Here is a 10893-nt window from a genome sequence, read left to right on the forward strand (position 1 = left end):
CAGGCGGTGCGCGACGACATCGTGGCGGCGGGCGGGCGCGCCTTCGTACATCCGGCTGATCTGTCGTCGCCGGAGGCGGCGGCTGCGCCGGCGTGCGCCCGGTGCCAGGCCCGGCGGTCCGGGTCCTGCTCCGCGTCGGTGACCTCGGCGAGGGCCCGGTGCACCGCGCGCAGCTCGGCGGGGCCGGCGGAGCGGCGGGCGGCGGAGCGCACCAGCGGGTGCCGGAACCGCACCCGGGCGCCGAACTCCACCAGCCCGGCGGCCTCGGCCGGCACGGCGGCGTCCGGGCCGACCTCGAGCAGGTCCGCGGCGCGCCACAGCAGCGGCACGTCACCGACCGGCTCGACCGCGGCGGCCAGCAGCAGCCGCCGCGACTCGGGCGGCAGAGCGGCGATCCGCCGGCTGAAGCCCTCCTCGACCCGGCTCACCAGGTGTGTGCCGGTCGGCGCGCCGAACCCGAAGGCCAGCTCGGCCGGGGTCAGGTCGCGCGGCAGCTCCAGCAGGGCGAGCGGGTTGCCGCGGGTCTCGGCCACGATCCGGTCCCGGACCCGGGCGTCGATCAGCCCGGGCAGCACCGTGTCCAGCAGGGCCCGCGCGTCCACGTCCGGCAGGCCGCCGACCTCCAGCTCCGGCAGGCCGCCGAGGAGCTGGTCGTCCGACGGCGTCCGCGCGGCGAAGACCAGTGCGACCGACTCCGAGTCGAGCCGGCGCGCGACGAACGTCAGGATCATCTCGGACATCCGGTCCAGCCACTGCGCGTCGTCGACGACACAGATCAGCGGCTGCTCGGAGGCCGCCTCGGCGAGCAGCCCGAGCACCGCCAGACCGATGAGCAGACCCTCCGGCGGGCGGCCGGCGCTGAGCCCGAAGGCGGTCGAGAGGGCCTCCCGCTGCGGTTCCGGCAGCCGGTCGAGGTGTTCCAGCAGCGGCGCGCAGAGCTGCTGCAACGCCGAGTACGCCAGCTCGGTCTCCGGCTCCACGCCGGCGACCCGGATGACCCGGCCCGCCGGCGCGTGCTCCGCCGTGTAGTCCAGCAGCACCGTCTTGCCGGTGCCGGCCTCGCCGCGCAGCACCAGCACCCGGCTGTGCCCGTCCCGGACCTCCCGCAGCAGCCGGTCCAGCGCTTCCCGTTCCCGACGACGCCCCCGCAGCTCAGTCACGCCCCGGGACGTTACACCTCCATGGTCAACTCGCCGCCGGACAGACGCAGCCGGCGCTGCACCTTGATCTCGCGCAGGAACCGCTCGTCGTGGCTGACCACCACGAAGGCCCCCTGGTAGGAGGTGAGCGCGCTCTCCAGCTGACCGACGCTGACCAGGTCAAGGTTGTTGGTCGGCTCGTCGAGCAGCAGCAGCTGCGGCGCCGGCTCGGCGTAGAGGATGCACGCCAGAGTCGCCCTGAGACGTTCACCACCGGAGAGCACGGAGACCGGCAGGTGGGCGCGGGCGCCGCGGAACAGGAACCGGGCGAGCAGGTTCATCCGGTCGGCGTCGGGCAGGGTGGGCGCGAACGCCGCCAGGTTCTCCGCGACCGTACGGTCACCGTCGAGCAGGTCGAGACGCTGCGAGAGGTACGCGGTACGCCCCACCGCCCGGGTCGCGGTGCCGGACAACGGCTGCTGGTCCCCGCTGATCAGCCGCAGCAGCGTCGACTTGCCGGCCCCGTTCGGCCCGGTCAGCGCGATCCGTTCCGGCCCGCGGATGTCCAGGTCGATCCCGTCGAACAGCTCCCGCCCGTCGTAGCCGGCCCGCAGGCTCTCGCCGTGGAAGACGGTGCGCCCGGCCGGAACGTTGGTCGCCGGCAGTTCGAGCGCGATCCGGTCCTCCTGGCGGGCCGCCCGGTCGGCCTGGTCGAACCGGGCCTGCGCGTCGCGGACCCGGCTGGCGTGGGTCTCACCGGCACGGGCCGCCGACACCTGCGCGTTGCGCTGGTGGTTGCCGGCGTGGATGCGGGACAGCCCCGCGTCGGACAGGTTGCGCGCCGCCGTCGAGGCCCGCCGCGCCGCGCGTTCCCGGGCCTGCTGCATCTCGCGTTTCTGCCGCTTCAGGTCCTGCTCGGCGTTGCGGACCTGCCGTTCGGCGGTCTCCCGTTCGGCGCGCACCGCCTGCTCGTACTCGGTGTAGTTGCCGCCGTACCAGCGGATCTCGCCGTGGTCGAGGGCGGCGATGCGATCCATCTCGTCCAGCAGCTCCCGGTCGTGGCTGACCACCAGCAGGCAGCCGGGCCACGAGCGCAGGACCGCGATCAGCCGTTCCCGGGCGTCGCGGTCCAGGTTGTTGGTGGGCTCGTCGAGCAGCAGCACGTCGGGCCGCTTGAGCAGCTGCGCGGCGAGGCCGAGGGAGACCACCTGGCCGCCGCTGAGCGTGCCGAGCCGCCGGTCCAGGGCGACCTCGCCGAGGCCGAGCCGGTCCAGCTCGGCCCGGGTCCGCTCCTCGACGTCCCAGTCGTTGCCGACCGTGGTGAATTGCTCCTCGGCGACGTCGCCGGCCTCGATGGCGTGCAGCGCGGCGATGATCCGGTCGACGCCGAGGACCTGCGCCACGGTCCGGTCGGCGGTGAACGGCAGGTGCTGCGGCAGGTATCCGAGCACGCCGCCGACGGTGACGCTGCCGCCGGTGGGCTGCAGCTCGCCGGTGATCAGTTTGAGCAGGGTGGATTTGCCGGCGCCGTTGGCGGCGACCAGGCCGGTGCGCCCACCGGGCACCGAGACGGACAGATCCTCGAAGACCGGGGTGTCATCCGGCCAGGAAAAGGACAGGTTGGTGCAGACGACGAAACCGTCGGACATGGCAGACCTCGGAGAGAGTCAAGAACGGGCGAATCAGGCGACGACAAAGGAACCCGGGGTCTCTCACCCGGAGATGTCGTCGTCCCCTGCCACGTCCAGCTCCGATCTCCTATGACTGGGGCAACGATAACTCATGCGGCCAGTGCGCTGCCGGCACGCGGCTCGAGCCGGCGGGACCGCAGGAAGCCGAGCACCGCCTCGGTGAACCGCTCCGGCTCCTCGATGTGGCCGAAGTGCCCGCTGGAGGCGAGGACGAGCAGCCGGGCGTACGGGATCAGCGAGTGCAGCTCCCGCCCCCAGCGCAGGCCGCCGAGCACGTCGTAGCTGCCGGCGATCACCAGCGTCGGCACCCGGAGGCCGGGCAGCGCGGCACGGTCGTCGAACTCGCCGGGGTCGCCGACGTAGGCCAGCTGGAGCCGGGAGCGCAACCGGGACAGCTCCTCGCGGCGGGCCCAGTAGTGCGCGACCAGCATGGGCAGCGCCCGGCGCACGGTCGCGGTCAGCCGCCGGTCGTCCTCGATGCCGGGCAGCGCCCGGACGGCGTCCAGCACGGCCGGCAGTTCCGGGTTCCACTGGTTGCGGCGGATGAACCGGTCGACCTGGCGGCGGGTCTCGGCGGCCCGCTCCGCGCCCTCGACCGGGGTGCTGGCGTAAAGGATCAGCGTGGCCAGCCGGTCCGGGCGGCGCAGCGCGTAGTACTGGGCGACCTTGCCGCCGTGGCAGTGGCCGAGCAGGTGCACCCGCGGCCGGCCGAGGTGGTCGAGCAGGCGGTCCAGCACACGGGCGTACGCCGGGCGGTCGTAACCGTGCGGGTGGCCGGTGAGCCGGCCGGACCGGCCGGTGCCCAGCGGTTCCACGTAGACCACGCGCATCGCCTGTTCCAGCGCCGGCATGCGCAGGTACTCCCAGGAGAGCCCGGGGCCACCGGGCAGCACGACGCAGACGTCGGCGCCGCTGCCCCGTACGTGATAGCTCTGCTCGACGCCGTCGACGTCGATGACGTGGATGCCGCGCCGCAGCGGCCGCGTCGCGGCCGGGGCGAGGGTGATGCTGGTGCCCATCTCGTTCCCCCCAGTTGGTCGAGTCACCTCACGATCGCGAACCGGCCCGGGGCGCCGCACCCGTGTCGCACCCTGGTCCTCGCACGGGGGTCCGTCCGGGACACCCGCATGCCCGGTGAGACGAGCCGGGGCCCCCGGAATTCATCGGTGTGACCGAGCCCTCACCGGGGTTCGGGCCAGGGCCTCGCCCTGGCTCGACGGCGCGGGTTCTCACGCGAGCCTGGAACCACCGAACCGAAAGGTGGACACGATGACCGAATCGAAGGTGTGGCTGGTGACCGGCAGCTCCCGCGGCCTGGGCCGGGCGATCGCGGCCGCGGCGGCGGCCTCCGGCGCCCGGGTGATGGCGACCGCCCGCCGCCCGCAGGACCTGGACGACCTGGTGGCACGGCATCCCGACCGGATGCGCGCGGTCGCGCTCGACGTCACCGACCCGGCGGCGGCACGGGCCGCGGTGGCGGCGACCGTCGCCGCCTTCGGCCGCCTCGACGTCGTGGTCAACAACGCCGGGTACGCCAACAGCGCCCCGATCGAGGAGATGTCCGACGACGACTTCCGCGCCCAGCTCGACGCCAACCTGCACGGGGTGGTCAACGTGACCCGGGCCGCGCTGCCGGTCCTGCGCGAACAGCGCTCCGGCGTGCTGGTGCAGGTCTCCTCGATCGGCGGGCGGGTCGGCGGCACCCCCGGGATGGGCGCCTACCAGACCGCCAAGTTCGCCGTCGAGGGCTTCTCCGAGGTGCTCGCCAGCGAGGTGGCGCCGTTCGGCGTCAAGGTGATCATCGTCGAGCCGGGCGCGTTCCGCACCGACTGGCAGGGGTCGTCGATGGTCCGGCACGAGGTGGGACCGGACTACCGGGAGACGGTCGGCCGGATCAACGAGTTCCGGGAGCAGACGCAGGGCCGCCAGCAGGGCGACCCGGACCGGGCGGCCGCCGCGATCGTCGAGATCGTCGAGCACGACGACCCGCCGCGCCGGCTGCCGCTCGGCTCCGACGCCCTGGCCTCCGCGCTCGCGGCCGGAGCCGCCCGCAACGCCGAGGCCGAGAAGTGGGCCCACGTCAGCCGGTCGACCGACTACCCGGCCGCCACGAGCTGATCAGGCCAGCAGTTTCGCCAGCTCTGCCGGGTAGGCCAGGTGCGGGAAGTGGCCGCCCGGCAGCACGGTGACCTCGACGCCCGGCAGCGCGCCGGTCAGCCAGCGCAGGTACGCCGGCGCGGGCTCGGACGTGGCGATCCAGCGGTAGTCGACGCCGCGCGCCGCGATCGCCTCGAGGTCGGCCCGCCGCTGCCGGGCGACCTCGTCGTCGGTGCCGTGCACGATCTCGTCCCAGTAGCCGAGCAGCAGCTCGGCCCGCGGCCGGGAGGTCAGCTCGACCAGGGCACGGGCGTCCGCGGGCAGCGCCGCGATGCCCATCCCGTCCTGCAGGCGGTCCCAGAACGTACGCCAGTCCGGGCCGCGCAGCGTGGGCGCGGCGCCCCGGATCAGATCGCCGAACGGGCCGGGCAGCAGCGGCTGGTCCACGTTGACCACCCCGCGGGCCGGGAAGCGGGCGGCGTAGTCGGTCGCGAACAGCGCCCCGATCGAGTGCCCGGCCAGCACCGGCGCGGTCAGCCCGGCGGCGGTGACCGCCCGGTGGACCAGCTCCGCGACCGTCCCGATCCGGTAGTCCGGCTGCGGTGGCGAGTCGCCGTGGCCGGGCAGGTCGAGGGTGAGCACCCGGCGGCCCGGGTCGACCGCGCCGAGCTCACGCAGCAGCGGGGCCCACTGCCGCCGGTCGAAGGTCAGGCCGTGCAGCAGCACGAGGGGCGCCCGGTCGTCGGCAACGCCGGTGAGCGTCCCCGCCAGCTCATCAAACAGCACTCTGTCCACGTCCACAGACCGTAACGCGCGGGGATCGTGGCCAGTGCACGGGTGTGCCGGCCCCGGGGTCACGCCAGGGACCGGCACGGGGGCGAGCACCCCCGGTGCGGGAGCAATCTTCTGCCATGACTACTTCACCGATCCAGTTCCGCTTCGAGGTCACCGTCCTGCCGGTCACCGACGTCGACCGGGCCAAGGACTTCTACTCGGGTCTCGGCTGGCGGCTCGACGCCGACTTCCCGATCAACGACGGCCTGCGCGTCGTCCAGTTCACCCCGCCCGGCTCGAAGGCGTCGATCCAGTTCGGCACCGGCCTGACCACCGCCGAGCCCGGCTCCGCGCAGGACCTGATGCTGATCGTCGACGACATCGACGCGGCCCGCGAGGAGCTGCTGCGGCTCGGCGTCAAGGTCGGCGACGTGTGGCACGGGCTGCGCGGCGTGGACACCAGCGGGCGGGTGCCCGGACCGGACCCGGAGCGCCGCTCGTACGGCAGCTACGCGTCGTTCACCGACCCGGACGGCAACGGCTGGCTGCTGCAGGAGATCACCGAGCGGTTCCCCGGCCGGGACTGACCTCGGACCGGGCCCGATGATGGTGCCCATGGATGCTGCGACGCCGGGGCGAGCCCGGATCCCCCTTCCGGTCGAGATCGGGCTCGCCGTCGTCGCCGGGCTGGCGGCCTTCACCGTCTGGGCGGTGATCTGCGCGGCCGCGCCCCGCCACCACGTGCCCGGCGTGGTTCTCAGCCTCACGCTGCTGGGCGGGGTGCTGGCGGTGGCACGCAGCGCCGGCATCCTGTACGCGCTGCCGGTCGGGGTGGCCGCGATCCTCGCCTACGACTGGTTCTTCCTGCCGCCGTTCCGCGACCTCAACACCAACGCGTTCATCATCCTCGGCCTGTTCATCCTGATGGCCGTGATCGTGGGTGCGGTCGCCACGGTCACCGGCCGGCGGGCGGTCGAGTCCGAGCGGGCCCGCGGCGACCTGGCCGAGGAGCAGGCCGCGCTGCGCCGGGTGGCGACCCTGGTGGCCGGCGGCGCCCGCCCGGCGGCCGTGTTCACCGCGGTCGCCGACGAGCTGGCCGGCCTGATCGGCGCGGACGCCACCTTCGTGACCCGGCTGGACGGCGCGGGCGCCGAGGAGGCCGGCGAGACGGTCACCGTCGTCGGCTCGTACGGCGGGGTGACCGCGGAGATGCCGGTCGCCTCCCGGATCGTGCTCGAGCCGGAGATGCTGCTCCAGCAGGTGATCCACACCGGCCGGACCGCCCGGGCGTCCGGTGACGCCCTGCGCAACGGCCCGTTCGGCGCCCTGGTCAAGAAGCTGCACCTGCGGGCCGCGATCGCCACCCCGGTGACGGTCGGCACTCGCCGCTGGGGGGTGGCCGTCGCCGGGACCACCCGCCCGGACTTCCCGCCGGGCACCGAGTCGCGCATCCACGACTTCATCCACCTGGCCGCGCTGGCCATCGCCAACGCCCAGGCCGAGCAGGAGCTGCGGGTGCTCGCCGAGACCCAGGCCTCGCTGCGCCGGCTCGCCCTGCTCATCGCCCGGGGCGTGGCGCCCGAGGTGGTCTTCGCCGCGGTCACCAAGGAGGTGCTGCGGCACTTCGGCACCGGCACCGCCCGGCTGATCCGCTACGAGCGGGACGGCACCGCGACCCTGCTCGCCAACGAGGGCACCACCGGGCCGCACGTGCGGGTCGGCCAGGCGTGGGAGGGCTACCCGCCCAGCGGGCTGACCGCGACGGTCCAGCGCACCGGGCGGACCGCCCGGGTCGACGACTACCGCGAGCTGCCCGGCGGCGAGAGGTACGCCGAGGAGGGCCTGATCTCCGCGGTGGGCATGCCGATCCACGTCAGCGGCCGGCTCTGGGGCATGATCGCGGTCGGCTCCAGCGAGGGCCGGCTGCCCGACGACACCGAGGCGCGGATGGCCGAGTTCATCGAGCTGGTGGCGACCTCGGTGGCCGACGCGCAGAGCCGCGCCGAGCTGATCAGCTCCCGGGCCCGCATCGTGGCGGCCGCCGACGAGGCGCGCCGCCGCATCGAACGCGACCTGCACGACGGGGCCCAGCAGCGGCTGGTCGCGCTCGCCCTGCGGCTGCGCTCGGCCGCGATGGACGCCGAGCAGCGCGGCGACCGGCATCAGGAGATGACCGAGGTCGCCACCGACCTGATGGCGGTGATCGAGGAGCTGCGCGAGCTGTCCCGGGGCATCCACCCGGCGGTGCTGTCCGATTCCGGTCTGCGTTCCGCCCTGCGGGCGCTGGGCCGGCGGGCGCCGCTGCCGGTCGAGATCGACGTGCGCCTCGACGGCCGGCTGCCCCAGCCGGTCGAGGTCGGCGCGTACTACGTGGTCTCGGAGATGCTCACCAACGCGGTGAAGCACGCCGGCGCCTCGGTCGTCCAGGTCACCGCCGAGGCGCCGGACGGCACCCTGGTGCTGCGGGTCCACGACGACGGCGCCGGCGGCGCCGACCCGGCACGCGGCTCCGGCCTGCTGGGCCTCAAGGACCGCATCGAGGCTCTCGGCGGCACCTTCGAGATCAACAGCCCGGCGGGTACGGGTACGACCGTCACCTGCCGGGTCCCCTTGGACGTATCGGTCAATTCGCGGTAGAAGTGGCGGCTAGCAGGAATGCGGACCGCGCCCGGTGCTGCCACCCTTGAGCGGTGACACTGCGTTGCCTGCTCGTGGACGACAACCACCACTTCCTCGCCGCCGCCCGTGACTTGCTGGAACGGGAGGGCCTGGAGGTGGTGGCCACGGCCACGACCGGCGCGCAGGCGATGACGCGGGCCGCCGAGCTGGCGCCCGACGTCGCCCTGGTCGACATCAAGCTGGGCGGCGAGAGCGGCTTCGACCTGGCCCGGCAGCTGCCCGTCCCGGTCATCATGATCTCCACGCACGCCGAGGAGGACTACGCCGACCTGATCGCGAGCAGCCCCGCGATCGGCTTCCTGGCCAAGACCGCCCTGTCCGCCCGAGCCGTCCAGGACCGGCTTCGCGGTTAGCGGGCTTCGAGGAAGGCCAGGACGGCCAGCACCCGGCGGTGGTGGTCGTCGGTCTCCGGCAGGTTCAGCTTCGACAGCACGCTGCGGACGTGCTTCTCCACGGTGCCCTCGGTGATGAACAGCCGCCGCGCGATGCCCGAGTTGGACTGCCCCTGCGCCATCTGCGCCAGCACCTCCCGCTCACGGGCGCTGAGCACGGCGAGCGGATCGTCGCGCCGCTGCGCGGTCACCAGCTCCTCCACCAGACCGGGATCGATCACCGAGCCGCCGCCGGCGATCCGGTCGATGGCGGCCAGGAACTCGGCCACCTCGGTGATCCGGCTCTTCAGCAGGTAACCGATCCGCCGGCCGCTGGAGAGCAGCTCCATCGCCTGCTCCACGTCGGCGTGCGCGGACAGCACCAGGATCGCCGTCTCCGGGAGCTCCCGGCGCAGCTCGCGGGCCGCCTGCAGGCCCTCGGTGGTGTGCGTCGGCGGCATCCGCACGTCCACCACGACCACGTCCGGCCGGGTCCGGCGAGCCAGGGCGAGCAGTTCCGCGCCGTCACCGGCCTGCCCCAGCACCTGCAGGCCGGACCGGTCCAGGAGGCTGGCGATGCCCTCCCGCAACAGGACGTCGTCCTCCGCCAACACCACCCGCAACCCCGTCATCGCACAAGATTATTACTGAGCCCGTCAGGGGCGATCGGGCGGCGCTGATACCGGCTAGCCGGTATCGCAGGAGTCGGGTTGGCCTCGATGTGCCACGGCGGGAATCTTCCGAGACTGATGGCATGTGCGAACATCAGCCTTCGTGCCCGTCCATCGATCAGCCGGGGTGGGACACCGCCCGCGTCGTCGCCGCACACAGCGACCTCGGCTGGAGCATCCTGTGCAACGGCGCGGTCGTGATCGGTGACGCGGTGACGCATGCGCCGATCGACCTCGCCGGCCGGCGCCGAACCGCCCGGAGCCGGCGCACCAGCCCGATGACCGCCGCCCTTCCCCTGGCGGCATGACCATGACGGCCACCATGATCGGCGTCGAGCTGCGCGGGCGCCAGCGGGAACAGCACGCCCTCGACGACCTGCTGCTGGAGGTCCGCGCCGGGCGCAGCCGCGCTCTGGTGCTGCGCGGCGAGGCCGGCACCGGCAAGACCGCGCTGCTCGACTACCTGGCCGAGCGCTCCGCCACGGTACGCGTGCTGCGCGCCGCCGGCGTCGAGTCCGAGTCGGAGATCGCCTACTCCGGGCTCCAGCAACTGTGCGCGCCCCTGCTCGGTTCCCTCGACCGGCTGCCCGAGCCGCAGCGTACGGCGCTGCGCATCGCGTTCGGGCTGACCGTCGGCCCGGCACCGGAGCTGCTGGTTCTCGGCATGGCCACGCTCGGCCTGTTCGCCGAGGCCGCCACCGCCGAGCCGGTGATCTGCCTGATCGACGACGTGCAGTGGCTGGACCGGCTCTCCGGGCTGATCCTGGCCTTCGCCGCCCGCCGGCTGGACGCGGAGTCGGTGGCGCTGGTCTTCGCCGCCCGGGAGCGGACCCACGAGACCACCTTCGGCGACGCCCTCGACGGGCTGCCGGAGCTGCGAGTCGACGGGCTGCCCGAGGCGGACGCGCGGGCGCTGCTGGACTCGGTACTGACCGGGCCGGTGGACGCCCGGGTCCGGGACCGGATCGTGGCCGAGACCCGCGGCAACCCGCTGGCCCTGCTGGAGCTGACCCGCGGGTTGTCGCCGGAGGAGCTGGCGTTCGGGTTCGGGGGCCTGAGCGTGACGCCGCTGGCCAGCCGGGTCGAGGACGGGTTCCGCCGGCGGATCGCGGGGCTCGCGCCGGACGCCCGTACCGTGCTGCTGGCCGCGGCGATCGAGCCGGTCGGCGACGCGCTGCTGCTGTGGCGGGCGCTGCAGCTGCTGGGTGTCGGGCCGGAGGCGGCCATGCAGGCCGAGGCCGACGGCCTGATCGAGCTGGGCACCCGGGTGCGGTTCCCGCACCCGCTGGTGCGCTCGGCCGCTTGGCGATCCGGGACCGCCGCCGACCTGCGGCGGGTGCACCAGGCGCTCGCCGAGGTGACCGACCCGGTCCAGGACCCGGACCGGCGCGCCTGGCACCGGGCGCACGCCGCGCTCGGACCGGACGAGGAGGTCGCCGGTGAGCTGGTCCGGTCGGCCGGCCGGGCGCTG

General features: G+C 74.1%; 11 protein-coding genes. 6 read left to right on the top strand and 5 right to left on the bottom strand.

The features are described 5' to 3' along the window. The 3 genes from AB0F81_RS47585 to AB0F81_RS47595 form a co-directional block, all read right to left on the bottom strand. Window positions 1–1160: BREX system ATP-binding domain-containing protein (locus AB0F81_RS47585; RefSeq protein ID WP_360210413.1), on the bottom strand; the 1160-nt coding region annotated here is incomplete at its 3' end. Between the two features lie 11 nt (window positions 1161–1171). Then, on the bottom strand, window positions 1172–2788 hold the full coding sequence (abc-f, locus tag AB0F81_RS47590) for a ribosomal protection-like ABC-F family protein (protein ID WP_360210415.1): 1617 nt from the start codon (window positions 2786–2788) through the stop codon (window positions 1172–1174). 131 nt (window positions 2789–2919) lie between these two features. Continuing rightward, a complete protein-coding gene (locus AB0F81_RS47595) occupies window positions 2920–3849 on the bottom strand; it encodes an alpha/beta hydrolase (RefSeq protein WP_360210417.1) in 930 nt (309 codons plus the stop codon). A 250-nt stretch (window positions 3850–4099) separates the two neighbouring features. Here AB0F81_RS47595 and AB0F81_RS47600 point away from each other — a divergent pair, with 250 nt between their 5' ends. Next, window positions 4100–4948 carry an oxidoreductase gene (locus tag AB0F81_RS47600; RefSeq protein WP_360210419.1) on the top strand — a complete coding sequence of 283 codons (849 nt, stop codon included), beginning with the start codon at window positions 4100–4102 and terminating at the stop codon, window positions 4946–4948. Here AB0F81_RS47600 and AB0F81_RS47605 read toward each other — a convergent pair whose 3' ends face one another. Then, window positions 4949–5722 carry an alpha/beta fold hydrolase gene (locus tag AB0F81_RS47605; protein WP_360210421.1) on the bottom strand — a complete coding sequence of 258 codons (774 nt, stop codon included), beginning with the start codon at window positions 5720–5722 and terminating at the stop codon, window positions 4949–4951. Between the two features lie 116 nt (window positions 5723–5838). Here AB0F81_RS47605 and AB0F81_RS47610 point away from each other — a divergent pair, with 116 nt between their 5' ends. The 3 genes from AB0F81_RS47610 to AB0F81_RS47620 are packed head-to-tail and all read left to right on the top strand — an operon-like array spanning window position 5839 to window position 8733. Further along, on the top strand, window positions 5839–6288 hold the full coding sequence (locus AB0F81_RS47610) for a VOC family protein (RefSeq protein ID WP_360210423.1): 450 nt from the start codon (window positions 5839–5841) through the stop codon (window positions 6286–6288). Between the two features lie 28 nt (window positions 6289–6316). Then, the gene (locus AB0F81_RS47615) at window positions 6317–8338 is read left to right on the top strand and encodes a GAF domain-containing protein (protein WP_360210425.1); all 2022 of its coding nucleotides are present in this window, start codon (window positions 6317–6319) and stop codon (window positions 8336–8338) included. 53 nt (window positions 8339–8391) lie between these two features. Continuing rightward, window positions 8392–8733 (top strand): response regulator, encoded by a 342-nt coding sequence (locus AB0F81_RS47620; RefSeq protein WP_360210427.1) that lies wholly within the window; start codon window positions 8392–8394, stop codon window positions 8731–8733. On the opposite strand, the gene AB0F81_RS47625 is transcribed toward AB0F81_RS47620, so the two are convergent. Then, entirely contained in the window at window positions 8730–9374 is a 645-nt protein-coding gene (locus AB0F81_RS47625) for a response regulator transcription factor (RefSeq protein ID WP_360210433.1), read from the bottom strand. The genes AB0F81_RS47620 and AB0F81_RS47625 overlap by 4 nt on opposite strands. Window positions 9375–9505: 131 nt before the next feature. Here AB0F81_RS47625 and AB0F81_RS47630 point away from each other — a divergent pair, with 131 nt between their 5' ends. Together AB0F81_RS47630 and AB0F81_RS47635 are read left to right on the top strand one after the other, a co-directional pair. Next, complete coding sequence (locus AB0F81_RS47630; RefSeq protein WP_360210429.1) at window positions 9506–9730, top strand: DUF5999 family protein; 225 nt, start codon at window positions 9506–9508, stop codon at window positions 9728–9730. Continuing rightward, window positions 9727–10893 (top strand): ATP-binding protein (locus AB0F81_RS47635; protein ID WP_360210431.1); only part of this gene is annotated, 1167 nt, incomplete at its 3' end. The genes AB0F81_RS47630 and AB0F81_RS47635, both read left to right, overlap by 4 nt.

It is taken from the genome of Actinoplanes sp. NPDC024001 (assembly GCF_040638955.1).
Lineage (GTDB): Bacteria > Actinomycetota > Actinomycetes > Mycobacteriales > Micromonosporaceae > Actinoplanes.

Bases quoted from the DNA above. Each gene is read 5' to 3' on its own strand.
- AB0F81_RS47595 (WP_360210417.1), bottom strand. From the start codon at position 3,849: ATGGGCACCAGCATCACCCTCGCCCCGGCCGCGACGCGGCCGCTGCGG.
- AB0F81_RS47610 (WP_360210423.1), top strand. From the start codon at position 5,839: ATGACTACTTCACCGATCCAGTTCCGCTTCGAGGTCACCGTCCTGCCG.
- AB0F81_RS47600 (WP_360210419.1), top strand. From the start codon at position 4,100: ATGACCGAATCGAAGGTGTGGCTGGTGACCGGCAGCTCCCGCGGCCTG.
- abc-f (WP_360210415.1), bottom strand. From the start codon at position 2,788: ATGTCCGACGGTTTCGTCGTCTGCACCAACCTGTCCTTTTCCTGGCCG.
- AB0F81_RS47630 (WP_360210429.1), top strand. From the start codon at position 9,506: ATGTGCGAACATCAGCCTTCGTGCCCGTCCATCGATCAGCCGGGGTGG.
- AB0F81_RS47615 (WP_360210425.1), top strand. From the start codon at position 6,317: ATGGATGCTGCGACGCCGGGGCGAGCCCGGATCCCCCTTCCGGTCGAG.